Annotated in this window: 16 protein-coding genes; 9 read left to right on the top strand and 7 right to left on the bottom strand. The window is 64.2% G+C overall.

Features of this window, described 5'->3' with window-relative positions:
- Nucleotides 1-52: 52 nt before the first annotated feature.
- Nucleotides 53-973 carry a serine hydrolase gene (locus tag Amac_RS24510; protein ID WP_155356743.1) on the bottom strand — a complete coding sequence of 307 codons (921 nt, stop codon included), beginning with the start codon at nucleotides 971-973 and terminating at the stop codon, nucleotides 53-55.
- 278 nt (nucleotides 974-1,251) lie between these two features.
- Complete coding sequence (locus tag Amac_RS24505) at nucleotides 1,252-2,442, bottom strand: AAA family ATPase (protein ID WP_155356742.1); 1,191 nt, start codon at nucleotides 2,440-2,442, stop codon at nucleotides 1,252-1,254.
- Nucleotides 2,443-2,927: 485 nt separating this feature from the next.
- Here Amac_RS24505 and Amac_RS24500 point away from each other — a divergent pair, with 485 nt between their 5' ends.
- From Amac_RS24500 to Amac_RS24475, 6 genes are all read left to right on the top strand, one after another.
- Entirely contained in the window at nucleotides 2,928-3,134 is a 207-nt protein-coding gene (locus Amac_RS24500) for a hypothetical protein (protein ID WP_155356741.1), read from the top strand.
- Nucleotides 3,131-3,646: a DUF6879 family protein gene (locus tag Amac_RS24495; protein ID WP_155356740.1), complete on the top strand. Its 516-nt coding sequence runs from the start codon at nucleotides 3,131-3,133 to the stop codon at nucleotides 3,644-3,646. Before Amac_RS24500 ends, Amac_RS24495 begins: the two co-directional genes overlap by 4 nt.
- Nucleotides 3,627-4,484, top strand: coding sequence for a helix-turn-helix domain-containing protein (locus Amac_RS24490; RefSeq protein ID WP_155356739.1), 858 nt, complete (start codon nucleotides 3,627-3,629; stop codon nucleotides 4,482-4,484). The genes Amac_RS24495 and Amac_RS24490 overlap by 20 nt, the downstream gene beginning before the upstream one ends.
- A 542-nt stretch (nucleotides 4,485-5,026) precedes the next feature.
- Nucleotides 5,027-6,130 carry a radical SAM protein gene (locus Amac_RS24485; protein ID WP_155356738.1) on the top strand — a complete coding sequence of 368 codons (1,104 nt, stop codon included), beginning with the start codon at nucleotides 5,027-5,029 and terminating at the stop codon, nucleotides 6,128-6,130.
- Nucleotides 6,127-6,729: a dTMP kinase gene (tmk, locus tag Amac_RS24480; protein ID WP_155356737.1), complete on the top strand. Its 603-nt coding sequence runs from the start codon at nucleotides 6,127-6,129 to the stop codon at nucleotides 6,727-6,729. The genes Amac_RS24485 and tmk overlap by 4 nt, the downstream gene beginning before the upstream one ends.
- Nucleotides 6,730-6,740: 11 nt before the next feature.
- Nucleotides 6,741-7,538: an endonuclease/exonuclease/phosphatase family protein gene (locus Amac_RS24475; RefSeq protein WP_155356736.1), complete on the top strand. Its 798-nt coding sequence runs from the start codon at nucleotides 6,741-6,743 to the stop codon at nucleotides 7,536-7,538.
- Here the strand turns inward: Amac_RS24475 and cyaB are convergent.
- The 5 genes from cyaB to Amac_RS24450 are packed head-to-tail and all read right to left on the bottom strand — an operon-like array spanning nucleotide 7,535 to nucleotide 10,215.
- Entirely contained in the window at nucleotides 7,535-8,071 is a 537-nt protein-coding gene (gene cyaB / locus Amac_RS24470) for a class IV adenylate cyclase (protein WP_155356735.1), read from the bottom strand. The genes Amac_RS24475 and cyaB overlap by 4 nt on opposite strands.
- A gap of 44 nt (nucleotides 8,072-8,115) precedes the next feature.
- On the bottom strand, nucleotides 8,116-8,961 hold the full coding sequence (locus tag Amac_RS24465; protein ID WP_155356734.1) for a GntR family transcriptional regulator: 846 nt from the start codon (nucleotides 8,959-8,961) through the stop codon (nucleotides 8,116-8,118).
- Nucleotides 8,958-9,455, bottom strand: coding sequence for a helix-turn-helix domain-containing protein (locus Amac_RS24460; protein WP_155356733.1), 498 nt, complete (start codon nucleotides 9,453-9,455; stop codon nucleotides 8,958-8,960). The genes Amac_RS24465 and Amac_RS24460 overlap by 4 nt, the downstream gene beginning before the upstream one ends.
- The gene (locus Amac_RS24455; RefSeq protein ID WP_246268670.1) at nucleotides 9,452-9,880 is read right to left on the bottom strand and encodes an ATP-binding protein; all 429 of its coding nucleotides are present in this window, start codon (nucleotides 9,878-9,880) and stop codon (nucleotides 9,452-9,454) included. Before Amac_RS24455 ends, Amac_RS24460 begins: the two co-directional genes overlap by 4 nt.
- A 5-nt stretch (nucleotides 9,881-9,885) precedes the next feature.
- Complete coding sequence (locus tag Amac_RS24450; RefSeq protein WP_155356731.1) at nucleotides 9,886-10,215, bottom strand: hypothetical protein; 330 nt, start codon at nucleotides 10,213-10,215, stop codon at nucleotides 9,886-9,888.
- Nucleotides 10,216-10,471: 256 nt separating this feature from the next.
- On the opposite strand from Amac_RS24450, the gene Amac_RS24445 reads away from it, so the two are divergent.
- The 3 genes from Amac_RS24445 (at nucleotide 10,472) to Amac_RS24435 (ending at nucleotide 13,483) form a co-directional block, all read left to right on the top strand.
- Nucleotides 10,472-11,797 (top strand): helix-turn-helix domain-containing protein, encoded by a 1,326-nt coding sequence (locus Amac_RS24445; protein WP_155356730.1) that lies wholly within the window; start codon nucleotides 10,472-10,474, stop codon nucleotides 11,795-11,797.
- Between the two features lie 331 nt (nucleotides 11,798-12,128).
- Nucleotides 12,129-12,872, top strand: coding sequence for a MerR family transcriptional regulator (locus Amac_RS24440; RefSeq protein ID WP_155356729.1), 744 nt, complete (start codon nucleotides 12,129-12,131; stop codon nucleotides 12,870-12,872).
- The gene (locus Amac_RS24435) at nucleotides 12,869-13,483 is read left to right on the top strand and encodes a hypothetical protein (protein ID WP_155356728.1); all 615 of its coding nucleotides are present in this window, start codon (nucleotides 12,869-12,871) and stop codon (nucleotides 13,481-13,483) included. Before Amac_RS24440 ends, Amac_RS24435 begins: the two co-directional genes overlap by 4 nt.
- The last annotated feature ends 88 nt before the right edge of the window (nucleotides 13,484-13,571 follow it).

The following is a 13,571-nucleotide window of genomic DNA, read 5'->3' as shown; positions in this document are numbered from 1 at the left end:
GCCAGATCGTCGGTCCTGTTCGCGGTCGCGGACAGGTGATCGGAGTTGGTGGCTAGCCACGGACGAGCCGGGCTGCGCGGTCGAGGGTCAGAAGGGGTGGGCAGGGGCGGTCCGGGTCGAGAGCAGGGAGGCGGTTGGAGATGAGTTTGCTGATTTGCTCGATTGTGAAGACGCCTGATTCCATGCTGGGCTGGATGTCGGACTGGACAGAGATCAGGAAGTCACGGCCGGGACCGAAGATTCGGCCGTAGCTGGTCACCGCCCAGGTGTCGTGGACAAACGGGCGCGGCGTCCAGCCGTTCTTGAGCGCGACCCGGTCCCCCGGACGGGCTCCCGCGCTGATCCCCCACTTCTGGGCGGGCTCGACTTGCTCCATCAGGGCCAGCGCATAGGCCCGGTCCTCCAGGGCGAGCCCCGGGCTGCCCTTGACCAGGGCGGTGAGCAGGCGTACCCGATCGGCTGGGCTGGTGGTGGTGCCGCCCCAGAAGTGGCTGGGGCCGGGCGCGGTATCGGTAAAGCCGAGTTGCCGATAGGTGCTCTCCAGCCCGGCGGCCCCGCCAATCCGGCGGTAGAGGTCATCGGCTGCGCGGTTGTCGCTGTGGCGGATCATGTCCTCGGCGCTGGCCTGCTCAGCGGCCGTGAGTTCCCGGTGCTCCGCCCGAGCCTGGCGCAACAGCGTGAGCAGGATGTCCACCTTGCTCCCACTAGCCGTGATCTGATCCTTCCGGGTGGACCTATAGCCAACGGTCGCCCCAGTGATCAGATCCTTGACCATGACCGCGATCTGTCCGGGCCGATGAGCGACCAGCTCACCCAACTCCACGACCAACTCACGCCGAGCTTCTTCCGCAGCCGTCTCATCCTGGTACCGCGTGGTGCAAGGTGCGGCCGCCACCACACTCCCCGGCGCAAGGTACGTCGCCCCCGAACCAGCCAACAGACCAACCAGCACATAGCGGACAAATCCGGACATGCGGGGATGCTAGCGACCACACCGTACGTTCCCGCTGCCGTTTGACCTAGCCGTAACGACAACGTGTCTCATGAGGGCGCATCGGCGAACTCGCCACACTGATCGAGATCTTCAGGACCGCACTCGATGGCCACAACGGCAAGCTGGTACTCCCGGCAGGCACACGATCATCGCAGATCATGACCGGCGCCCGGCCAGGCGCGTCGCGTTCAGGGGTGTGCGGGTCGGCGCAAGTGTTCCGAGCAACATCGGGTCGCGTCACCGCACAATTGGGTCCACTAACGGTTCGACCCGACAGGCAGCCCTTCGCTGGCCGCGACGATCTCTTTTACTTTCTCATTTGAGATCGCGGGTATGACCGAAGATCCGTCGGCTGATCGATCGCACACGATGAGTTCATCCGGCGTCAGGCGGCTGGCGAATGCTGGAGAATGCGTCGCGATGAGGAACTGGGTGCGCTTGCTTTGTTCGCGTATGCGGTCGACCAGTAGTTCCAGGGCCTGCGGGTGAAGCCCGTGGTCGATTTCCTCAATGCACGTCAGCGCGGGAGGCCTCGGGTCGTAGAGAAGTGCCAGCAGGCTCAACAGGCGGATCGTTCCGTACGAGGCGTCCGCGAGTTGGGTGGGGTCACGCAAGCCCCTTTCGCGTAGGACGACCACCACTTCACGAGCCGGGCCTGACGGGTGCTCGAAGTCGATGTCCTCCAACTGTGGCAGCACCGCGACGGCGTCAGCCACAAGGAACTCCCAAGCCTCCGTGGCCGACAGCGACAAGAGAGAAATGGCCAGGTTGGAAGCGTCCGAGTCAATCGCGGAGAACTTGGCCCCCCGCACGCGCGAGGGCTTGGCCGCTGCTTCCACGTCAATCTGCACTATTTTGAAGGAGTCCAAGAAGTCAGCGAGTGAGCGCACTTGCGCACCGCCCACCATCCCGGGGGCCAGTCGAGAGAGCGTGGAAAGGCCACTGCTGAGAGGATGGATGCCTAGAGCGGCTTCACCAAGCCGACTCTCGTCAAGCCGGAAAGGAGGAGGTGTGAGGATTTCACGCACTGAACCATCCGATGCGAGCGTCTCCATCGACGCGCTAGCCCCTTCCACCCGGGTCAGTCTCCGGGTTCCGTCCGCGAAATCGAAAACGAATCGCTCTTCGCGGGCCAGGACAGGGCCGGTAAGTCTGAGCGTATAGTGACCGGCCACAGTCTGGGCGTCCCAGGTGCCGCTAAGGTCGATCTGAAGAAAGTCATCAGCTCGGTCGCCGCGGAACAGAAGTGACTCAAGACCGCCCCGGCGTTCGAGTGCCGGCTCCAAGTCCGTTCTCACGATGTCAGCGAGGAATCGGAAGACTTCGAGCACATTCGTTTTTCCGGCGCCGTTCGGCCCGACCATCACGTTCACGGGCCCGAGCGGCAGCGTGATATCTCGCAGGCTTCGGAAGTTCCGCACCCGCAATTCCAGCAACCGATCGTCCACAAGTCCCACCTCTTCTCGAGTCACACGATCATCCTGCCGGGGTTCCCAGGCTCGAAGCGATATGGCAAGGGGCTCATCCCCACGAGTGCGGGGACGACCAAAGCGTAGTCGTTACTGTGGGTCATGCCCGCTCCACGCCACGTCGATGACGATCCCCGCGCGCAGAGCCCGCCTGGCCGCCCTGCTGACGAGGTCGCCGTAGCGGATGCTGTACGAGACGTGCGTCTAAGCCGAGGGGATCCTCACCGCCGACGCGAGCGTTGTGATGACATGGGCGAACTTCTCGTCCTCGAACCCCCTATGGAGACATAGTCCAGCAAGGCGCGACATTTCAGCTGACGGATACCTAAGTCCTGTGACGCCCCGCCTATGGCGGATCAGAACGCTGATCGTTTCCAGAGGAGCCTTGACGGCGGCCAGCTCTAAAGCCACGATCAACCGGTAATTGCGCAACATTCCGCAACGGTGCGAGGGAGAGTCGGACGATGGAGATAACGTTCGTGGCCAAGGACCCTGGCAGCAACCCGAACCAGAGCCCCACCCTCTACAAGACCGACCGTGGGAGTTGGGTCGTACAGGGCTGGTCGATCATGGATCCGGAGGTTCGACGAAAGATGAACATCCCCGAGGGGGAGGACGCGGTCGAAATCCCTGACAGGCTTGTTCCATTCTTCCTCCAGGACGGTTCGTGAGCATCACGGACCAGGAGTTCACAGCGTTGCTCGACGCGATCGAGAGCAGCGCCGTACACCTGGAGATGAGAGACGCGTATGGGACAGAAACCGAACTCCCCTACATGGCCAAGTGGGCTGCGGGAGAGCCTGATGACCTTGAGTGGCTTGAGGGGTGGTGCTCAACGCTTCGGCAACACACCAAGGCTGGCAGGGCCGTTCGTAGGGCACGAATCGTATCGGAGCCGCTCAGCGACTATCAGAGATGGTCGTACAGCATTGCGTATCCCATGGTCAACGCTGGAGAAGACATCCGCTGGGTACCCCGACGACTCGTCTCATCGATCCCACTGCCGGGCAACGACTTCTACCTAGTCGATGGTGAACGGGTCATTTTCTTGCACTATTCTGGCAACGGCCTGATCGTGGATATGACGCTCTCCACTGATCAGGGTGATGTAGCCCTCTGTATGGATGCCTTCGAGGCTGTCTGGAAGCTTGCAATCCCACACCGTGAGTACTCGCCCACTTAGCCCGGCTAAACAGGCCGCTGAGAATCTCGGCAATCGACTTCGAGAAATACGTAAGGGTGCTGGCATCACGGGCCGCGCCCTCGCCGATGCAACTGGTTGGCACTTCACCAAAGTCAGTCGGCTGGAGAACGCTGCCAAGACACCAACCGAGCAGGAGATTCGCCTCTGGTGCCAGATCTGCGATGCGGAAGATCAGGTTCCTGACCTACTAGCTAGCGTCCGTGCCCTCGAATCGATGTATCAGGAGCATAAACGGCGGACGCGCGCTGGGATGAAACAGCTTATGCGGACATCAGTGCCGTTGTATGAGCGTACGAACCGATTTCGGATCTACGAACACAACGTCATTCCTGGACTCTTTCAGACACCGGATTACGCCGCGGCCATGCTGAGGTTTTGGATCGACTTTCTCGATACTCCGAACGACCTTGACGAGGCCGTAGAAGCTCGTATGTCTCGCCAGAAGATCATCTATCGAACCGAGAAGCGGTTTGAGGTGCTGCTTGAGGAGCAGGCATTGCGGACGTGGTTCGGCGATTCGGCGACTCAGATTGGCCAACTAGAGCGAATTTTGACGGTCGAATCGTTGCCCAACGTCAGGCTTGGGATCATTCCCATGATGATCGAACGCCCGTGTGTAGCATCCATGGGCTTCTGGATCTATGACGAGCGACTAGTTCTGATGGAGACTCCAACCGCCTCAATCGAGGTGACCATGCCGAGTGAGATCGAACTGTACACACGAATGTTCGATCTCTTGGGACGCGTCTCGGTCTACGACGAGTCAGCTCGCTGTCTGGTTAGAGCCGCCATCGAAGACCTCGCCCCTACGAAATAGCGCAACATTCCGCAACACACTGGCGATCGGCTTCAGCCGTTCCTACCGTCGATCTATGCCCCCGAACGACGACATACCGCAGGTGACGCTCAATGCCGACCTTCTCTGGCATCGGGCTCCCGTTGCGCCGCCGGTTCCCCATCAGCGCATCACTGCGACAGGACAACTGGGTGATAACCGTGCCCTATCGGGGAACTTTCGTGGCACCTCCGCACCTGTGGCCCGAGCCGCCCCAAGACGTGGAAAGGTCACCTACCCGCCCGAGTTCGGAGCCCGGCCGGTAGGCGGCCCGACCACCCCCGGGGGATACAGCGGATCAACGAGCCAGCCGTGCTTGGGTCCCCATCCATGTCATGAAGTTGGACAGGCGGCCGACTAGGCGCCAGGAAGGCTGGGTGTTCACTGTCCCCCCTTTCGGGGACTTTCATCGCATCTTCCAGGTGCTGGCCTAGGAAGGAGGTGGGTGTGAATACCCAATGCGGCGAAGCGGCCTTCGAGGCCGCTGAAATCACCGATTCGTGAACCCTCTGGGGAGGTTGATCGTGCGGAAGTCCCTGATCGTCGAAACCTCAGCTAGCTCGTGCTATTTCAGGACCTCGGTCGGCGGCCAGGGTCGCAAGGCCCTCATACAGATCAGCGAGCGCTGCAATCTTCACTGCGCGCACTGCTTCGTGTCCTCCATCAAAGAGGGCCGCGACATCTCCTACACCGATCTGGTCGAAAAGGTCATTCCCCGTCTGCGACGTGCCCGGGTGGAGCGGATCACCCTGACCGGCGGCGAGCCGTTCGTGCATCCCGACATCATGGAAATCTGCCGCCACCTCGCCGCCCTCGGGATACCGGTAGGGATCTGCACCAACGCCACCCGCACCTCTGATGAGCAGATCGCCGAGCTGGCGACCATGGGCAACGTTCACGTCAATGTAAGTCTGGACGGATTCCGGCCGCAGAGCCACGGCAAGTTCCGGGGCGACGTCGCATCCTTCGACCTCACGGTGGCGACCGTCCGTAAGTTCGCCGGGGCCGGACTGCTGCAAGGTTTGCTGTCCACTCCGAATGTACTCACCGACGTCGAGGAGTTCGCGACGCTGTGCGAGTTCGCCGTCGAAGTGGGCGCCGCCTACGTGCTGATGAACCCGCTGTCGTCGATGGGCCGGGGAGTGAAAAGTCAGGGCCGGATGGCCGCGGCCGATGACAAGATGCGGGCCATCCGTGAGACCACCGAGCAGTTCCGGGAACGCGGCGTGGACCTGGTCCACATCCGTTTCCCCAACGACGACCTTCCCCTCGCTGGTTGCGATGCGGGCACACTCGTGTACGTCTTCGCCGATGGTGCCACAGCGGTGTGCCCCTATCTGGTCTTCGCCGCTCGAACCCCGCAATCGCGCTACTCCGATGACGACTTCCTGGTGGGCAACATCCTGGACGGCGAGGTCTGCGGGCCGCTGGATGACTACGACCTGGCCGGGATACTCCAGATGGGCACCACTGCCACCTGTAGGTCGTGCTCCCTCAACGGCTCCTGCGGCAAGGGCTGCCCCGCCGCGGTGATCTCTCGGGGCCTGGCGATCGGGGACGTCGATGCCGAGCAGTGCCCCATGACCGGCGACCGGCCGCTGCTCCAGATCGGCCGGCGATCGGCATGAGGTCCCCGCTGTTCATCGCCGTGGAAGGCCCGAACGGGGTCGGTAAATCAACCTCGGCGGCGCTGCTGGCCAAACGGCTCGCCGAGCTGGGGACAGCCGTCCATCTGACCACTGAACCGTCCGACAGCCCACTGGGGCGGCTCGTGCGCTCCAGCGAATCGGGGTTGACCGGGCGGGCGCTGGCCCTGGCCATCGCGGCTGACCGGGCCGCCCACCTCGATGCCGAGATTCTGCCCGCCCTGCAGAGCGGCCGAATGGTGATCAGCGATCGCTACGTCCAGTCCTCCCTGGTCCTGCAACGACTCGACGGGATGGAAGTGGCCGAGATCTGGCGCTACAACGCCTTCGCCCGGCCACCGGAGATGTCGTTCTACCTCCAACACGACCCGGCGATCATTCGGACCCGGTTGAATGAACGCCACGTCAACTCCCGGCTTGAACGTGTCGGGACGCCGGAACGGGAGCTGGAACTGTACGACGCGGCGTTCCGATCCCTCGGACGGCGCGGATGGCGGCAGTTCCGCATCGACTGCCGCGATCTGGACCCTGACGGCGTCGTCACCGCGATGATCAACCGGCTCGACCTGCTGGCCACCTGAAAGGGCGAACCATGTTCTCCGTGCTCACGGTCAACATCGGCGCGGCATCTCGTGATCGCGCTGAGCGCATGCTCGGCTGGCTCGCTTCCCGGCCCGAACACGTCTTCCTGCTGACCGAAACCAGCGCGGGCACCGGCACCACCTACCTGCTCGACCAGTTCCGGCAGGCCGGATGGGCAGTGATCAACACTCCCGATGTCGGCGACCGAGGCGCCGCCCTGGTCAGCCGGATACCGGTCGTGGACCAGGCGCCGCCACTGCGCGAGGTGGCCATCCCCGGCCGAGTCGCCGCCGCCTTGCTGGACACCCGTCCCGCCACTTATGTCGTCGCGCTGTATGTGCCATCCCGGGATCGCAGCCAAGCCAAGACCGAACGCAAGCAGAGGTTCATCGGCTCTGTGGTGGACGCCCTCGCCGAACTACCCGCGCACTACCGCGACCATCTGGTGCTTGGCGGCGACTACAACGTGATCACCCGCACCCACCGGCCCCTTCATTCGGGCTTCCTGCCGTTCGAGTTCGCGTTCCTGGACGCCCTCCAGGAGCACGGACTGGCCGACGCCCACGACCAGTGCCAGCCCGACTCCCAGCCCTACAGCTGGATCGGCCGGACCGGAGACGGCTACCGCTACGACTACCTCCACGTAGGCAAGGCCCTGGCCGACCGCATCAGTTCCTGCGCCTACCTACACGAAACGCGCGACCAGGCCTTGACCGACCACGCGGCCCAAACCCTGACACTGAACATCGACGCCACCATCCTGGACACAGGTGACATAGCCGAGCGCAGGGATATCCCGTTGTTCTAAACCAGCGCCGCCCGTACCAGCGAATCGTAGGTATCGGCGGTCCGTTCCAGCTCCACGCCAAGAGATCGGGCAAATGCGTCCAACCGCTCTTGAGCAACGGCGCCAGACTCGCCCGCGTCGAGAACTTTTTCGATCTCCAAGAACAGTCCGGCGTGCTCGACCTCGTCCACGCACAACTCCATCCCGGCCATCTGGGCGGTCCGCCGGGTCTTTACGATCCGTACGGTCGGACGAAAACCCATCTGAATGATCGCCTGGTGCATTTGGTCGCGATCAGCGACCTCGGATTCATGCTCAAGGCAGGCCAACTCGTTGACCAGCGGCGTCTTCACCGTGAACAGATGCCGGCCGTCCTGGGTACGGAGACGAGCGAACGGCACACCGATCTTGGATTGGCCATAGGACCAATCCACGCGCGCGTACGCTTGATCGTCCTGGGTTATCGGAGCGGAGAGAACCAGTCCGCGTTCAGCGAGGCTTTGTTCCAGGGCGGGCAGGTCGCGCAACCGGTACTTGACCTCGATCTCCTGCACTCCTGGCCACCCCTTCATCACCACCCGCTCCTGCCACGTGGAGCTTATCGGGGCTGGACTCTCGACACGGAAGGATCCCTGGCACGAGCCGGGGGCGATCGACGCTGCTCCTGACCCGGATCGGCGGTGCGGGTGCCACTCACGAGCTGCTGGAACGGCTGGAGAGGCGAAACGCTACCCGGCGGACCGTTCGTTTCACCGTCGGCTGGAAGATCACTAAGGTGGACGAGACCGCGATCGCAGCCCTGCCCGCCCACGACCGGCTCCCCGCCGACCGGCGCGGACGTGTCATCCCATCGGCGCAGATCCGGCGGTTCTTCCCCGGGCAGGTCTTCAGCCCAGTCCGCGCCACACGCGACCGCGATCATCTTGCGCCACAAGCCAGGATCGGGCCACTGATCAGACGGTGCCACGAAGGTCCCGCGCGGCCCACAGGAAAACGCCCAGCCCGCTTCCCGCAGCATCTTCACCGCGCGCCGGGCCGTACCTATACAGACCTCATGGTGCTTGCTCAGCGCGCCATGAGTGGGGATCGCTCGATTGGGCGGGTACACGCTGCCCTGGATCAGCGTGGCCAGGGCACGGGCGATCAGCACGTACGCGGGCATCGAATACGGCGAGGGTGAGACGCCCCGCTGCCCCACGAAGGTTCCCGTCCCCGGCACCGTGTACACCAGACCGCGCTCGCGCAACTCCCGATGCACATGCCGCGCGGTCCCCCGGCAAATCCGATAGGCCCGCAGCAACTCGGTCTCCGTGGGAACCAACTCCCCCAACCCCAGCTCCCCGCGCTCGATCTGGTCCACCACCAGATCGGCGATCTGCACATACAGCGGAACCGGACCGGCTCTGTCCAGCTGCGGCGTCCCCGCGCTGTGCACCTCCGTCATTCGCCGCCGCCCTGGACGGGCCACTCATCGGCCGGAGCCGCGAAGATGCCGTAGTGGGGAATGCTGTAGGCCCAGCCCAGATCCTCCAGGCGGTACCTGACCTCGGTGGCCACCTCGCGGGAGATCCCGAACTCGCTCCGCAGCTGTTCCTGGGTGGCCACCCGCTCATGCACGGCGATCTCACCGGCCCGGATCCGCCTGGCCAGCACGCCGACGACCTCCGCGATCCGCCGCTCAATGGGCGGTGTCCACATCGACGGCCACTGCTCACCTGGCGGCCCGACGACCAGGACCCGGCCGCGGGTCATGTGGGCCAGCCGCCGCTTCTGGAGCTGACGCCAGATCCAGTACGCCTGCGCGGGCTGAATGCTGTGCGTGTTCTGTAATTCGGCCTCCGTGGGCACCGGCGCACCCGGCGCAAGCTCACCACTGGTGATCCGCCCGGCCAGCTCATCGGTGACCCGCTGGACCAAAATCCACGCCCACGCGGTCACCGGGCCACCTCACACCACACCATCCGGCCGGACCCATCGTCCTGCCAGCCCCACCGGCGAGCGATCTGCTCCACCAGCCGCAGACCATGCCCATCGGCGGCCAGCACTCCGTCATCGAGCCCGTCACCTATTCCGTGGACGCAGGGCACGTCCCGGACCTGCGGCGTGCTCGCCTGCGACCCCTCGTCGGTCACCTCCAGCCGCACGACCCCGTCACCGCAGTCGATCACCGCGACCTCCACCCGGCCACCCGGCATGCCGGACCTGGAGTGCTTGAGCGCGTTTCCCAGCAACTCCGATACCAGCAGCAGCGCATCCGCCGACTCGCCGACGCCCTCCCGCTTCAGCAGCGCACGCACGAGCGCACGCCCGAACGTGACCGAGAACGCCTTACCCGGCAGGACAAATGACCCCATCACCCGCATGACCGTCACCGCGACACCGCCCGCAGAATGCGACTCACCAGGTCGGCATCCGCTGCCCATACGGTGTGGGCATCCACGGTGCGCCCACCCAGGGTGTGGGCGCCCATGGTGTGGGCGCCCATGGTGTATCGCCAGCCAGCGGTCTCCTTGCGCATCTCCACCCGTACGAGCCCGCCGGTACCGCCCGGCATCTCCAGGACCGCGTGCTCCCCGCGCCGTCCCGGCAGCCGCAGCGTGCAGGACACCCCCTGCCCATTAAGCGCGAACGCCGGCCGCGCCAGATGAGCGAACCGCACACGCCGTGGTTCCTCCCGCAGCCACACGAGATCCGTCACCGGGCGCCGCTCCTCCTGGCGGACCGCTCGACGGTCTTTGCGTCTGCGATCGACCGCAGCTCTAAACTTCCTCACGATCGCACCTCGCTTGCGATCAGGGCTCGGCTGATCGTGCCAGCGACAGCCGAGCCGCTTACGTTCTCCGGGTATTCGCCTATTGCAGTGCCATAATTGGCCTGCCGCAAAGAACGGGAAAGACAAATAGCGTGTCATGGGCCAATGACACGCCGTGACACGATCACAAGGGATGACAGGGATGCCCACATCCAGCCCAAAGTCCAACCCGATCGACCCGAATCAATCGCCCTGGCATCTGTTCGGCTTCGCCCTCCGCCACTGGCGTGAGCAGGTACGCAACATCCATCTGCGTCCCCTCGCCGAGGAAATCCACTGGAGCTACTCCCTCCTGGCCAAATGGGAACGCGGGGAACAACAACCACATGCCGACGCGGTCAAAACCCTGGATGCCAGGCTCGGCGCGGATGGTTACCTAGTGGCGCTGCACACCGCTGCAGAAGAGCTGGATCGCCTACGGCGCAATACCCTCAATACAGCCTCCCCCGCTCACAGCAAGGATGAGGACATGGAACGCCGACGCCTTTTGCAGCTTGCCGCCGCAAGCGCTGGGATCGGAGTACTCGGCGCGGCAGGTGAGCCGGTACGCCAGCTACTCGACTTGTCTTTCGGCGATCAGCATCGCAGCGTCGAAGACTGGGAACTCGCCTGTGCCGACCACCTGCACGCGATCAACACCCGGCCCGCCGACCAAGTTCACAACGATCTCCTCGCCGACCTGTCGGAGATACAGCGACAGCTGCACACCGCCGGCGACAACGACCGTATCGAGCTGAACCGCGTCACCGCCGTGCTCGCCGCCTTCCACGCTACCGTCCTGGTCCGCCTCGGGGAACCAGGCTCCGCGCTGCGCTGGTACCGCACCGCCCGCACCGCCGCCGACGCGACCAACGACCTCGACCTGCGCTTGAGAATCCGCGCCCACGAAGCGGGACATAGCGAGTTCGGCTTGCACGATCCGGCCACCGCCCTACGCCTGATCCACAGCGCCCAGCAGATCAACGGCATGACCGCCCGTCCCTCGGTCGGCCGGGCAACCCTGCTCCGCACACAGGCCAAAATATTGGCCCTGCTGGGCCGGCACGACGAAGCCCGCCGCACTCTACAAGCCCTTATCGATCTGGTCGAGACAAGTCAGCTACCTGTCGTCCTCGGATTCTGGGACTCCTCGTTTAACCCCGTCCATTTCACGGCAAGTCAGGTCTTCTCGGCTGCGGGCAACGAAGCCGAGGCCAGCCAGGCGCAGGAACACACGCTCGCGAGCAACCCTCACGGCTACCACACCCCGGTCAACCTGCGCCTGCACACCGCCTGGTGCACCGTGGTCAACGGCGGCATCGATGAGGGAATCCGACAGGCCGCGACAGTGATCGACTCATTGCCGGACGCCTACCGCAACGTCATGATCATGGAGACAGCGCGGCGAGTCCTCGACGCCGTACCCCTTCCGCAACGAGAACGTCCGATAGTAGAGGAGTTCCGCGAGGTGCTAGCCGTCAGCGCCTAAGCACAGGTCGCATGATTCTGATCGTGATACTTCGCGTGAGACTCGCGCGCACGTATCTAGGTGCTTCTCCGATGTGTCCAATGAAGATCAATAACCTCTATATAGCAGGTCAAGACCACTTTCTGTGTACTTAGAGGTCTCCGGATTTCCCCCGGGTACCGTGATCAGTCCCGGGAATTCATGTCGGCTATGCCTCGTGCCGTGGTGGAAGCTTCGTTCGTGTGCCTTGGTAGCACAGACGTCGACCAGCCTTCGAGGAGATCGGGGACGCCGTTTGAAGCGTGCGAGAAGCGTTTGACCTTGTCGTAGCGTCAACGTTTCTAATGGGGGCATGCGGATCGGCGAGCTCGCCGCACTGGTCGGGATCTCCACCCGCGCTGTGCGCCACTATCACCACCTGGGGCTTCTCCCTGAGCCGGTACGGCTGGCCAACGGTTACCGTGACTACAGTCTCCGTGACGCGGTCACCCTGGCCAGGATCCGGCGGCTGGCCGAGCTCGGGCTCTCCCTCGACGAGATCCATGACGTCTTGGCCGACGACCAGGGTAAGGAACTCCGCGAAGTTCTCGCGGGGCTCGACGCCGACCTGGCCCGCCAGCAGGACATGATCGCCGCGCGCAGAGCCCGCCTGGCCGCGCTGTTGACCGAGCCCGATCTCACCCCCGAATCGGCGGTCTCCCCCGAATTGGCGGCGGTGCTTCGCGACCTGACCGCTAGCGGCTCGAGTTTCGCCGCCCTCGACCGGAAACTCTTGGCCCTCATGGACACGGTCGCGACGCCCGCCGACCGCGACCAGGTCCTGGACCTGGTCCGTCCCCTCATCGAGCCCGATGCCCTCGCCCGCAGCCACGAGCTCTACGCCCGCCTCGACGACCTGGCCGACGCCGACCCAGCCGACCCCCGTGTCGCCGCACTCGCCGCCGACCTGGTCGCCCTCATTCCCGCCGACATGGCCACCGCGATGATCGCCCACTCCGACGCCGGCTGGCAGGGCTGGATGTTCGACGAGGCCACCCCCGCCCAAGCCGAGGTCTTCCGCCTGGCCGTGATCACCCTGACGGAGCGCACTCAATGATCGCAATCATCCGCAGAATCGCTGGATTCGACGCGAAGGGCATGGTCAGCCTGGTCCTCTGGGCGCTCCGCCGCCGCAACGGCGTTCCGCCCGGCTCGGTCGAGATCGCGTACGCAAAAGAACAGACCACCACATTCGTCATCCTGCTGATCCTGATGGCCGTGGAAACGGTCGTCATCGACGTGATCCTCCGTGCCATCGACGCCCCCGAGGCGCTGCGCCTCCCCGTGCTCTTTCTCGACCTTTACGGCATCCTCATCGGCCTCGCGGTCATGGCCGCCTGCGTCACCCGCCCCCACGTGGTAACCGCCACCGAACTACGGCTCCGCTACGGCGCCTTCTTCGACCTGCGCATCCCCCGCGAGCAGATCGCCACCATCCGCCTGTCCCGCAACTACAACGAGACCAGCATGGTCACCGTCACCGGAACCCGCCTCAGCCTGGCCGTCTCCTCCCAAACCAACATGATCGTCGACCTGACCGACCCGATTACCATCACCCGCCCCCTCGGCCGCCAGGCCCAGGTCACCACCATCCGCTTCTTCGCCGACAACCCCACCCTGGCACTCACCGAATTAAGCCCCAGAAATTCGGACGCCCCGGCCAAGTGAACGCCCACAAACTGGGGAGTGCTCACCCAGCGGCGGCTACCGGCACCAAGTCTGCCCGAAGGCAAACTCGTAGCCCTGATCAGAGGAT

It is taken from the genome of Acrocarpospora macrocephala (assembly GCF_009687865.1).
Classification (GTDB): domain Bacteria; phylum Actinomycetota; class Actinomycetes; order Streptosporangiales; family Streptosporangiaceae; genus Acrocarpospora; species Acrocarpospora macrocephala.
The sequence above is the reverse complement of the archived record's forward strand: the minus strand, read 5'-3'. Positions and strand labels throughout refer to the sequence as shown.

Coding starts and splice junctions, on each gene's coding strand:
- Amac_RS24510 (WP_155356743.1), bottom strand. CDS start 973: ATGTCCGGATTTGTCCGCTATGTGCTGGTTGGTCTGTTGGCTGGTTCG.
- Amac_RS24500 (WP_155356741.1), top strand. CDS start 2,928: ATGGAGATAACGTTCGTGGCCAAGGACCCTGGCAGCAACCCGAACCAG.
- tmk (WP_155356737.1), top strand. CDS start 6,127: ATGAGGTCCCCGCTGTTCATCGCCGTGGAAGGCCCGAACGGGGTCGGT.
- Amac_RS24475 (WP_155356736.1), top strand. CDS start 6,741: ATGTTCTCCGTGCTCACGGTCAACATCGGCGCGGCATCTCGTGATCGC.
- Amac_RS24465 (WP_155356734.1), bottom strand. CDS start 8,961: ATGACGGAGGTGCACAGCGCGGGGACGCCGCAGCTGGACAGAGCCGGT.
- Amac_RS24455 (WP_246268670.1), bottom strand. CDS start 9,880: ATGCGGGTGATGGGGTCATTTGTCCTGCCGGGTAAGGCGTTCTCGGTC.
- Amac_RS24445 (WP_155356730.1), top strand. CDS start 10,472: ATGCCCACATCCAGCCCAAAGTCCAACCCGATCGACCCGAATCAATCG.
- Amac_RS24440 (WP_155356729.1), top strand. CDS start 12,129: ATGCGGATCGGCGAGCTCGCCGCACTGGTCGGGATCTCCACCCGCGCT.
- Amac_RS24435 (WP_155356728.1), top strand. CDS start 12,869: ATGATCGCAATCATCCGCAGAATCGCTGGATTCGACGCGAAGGGCATG.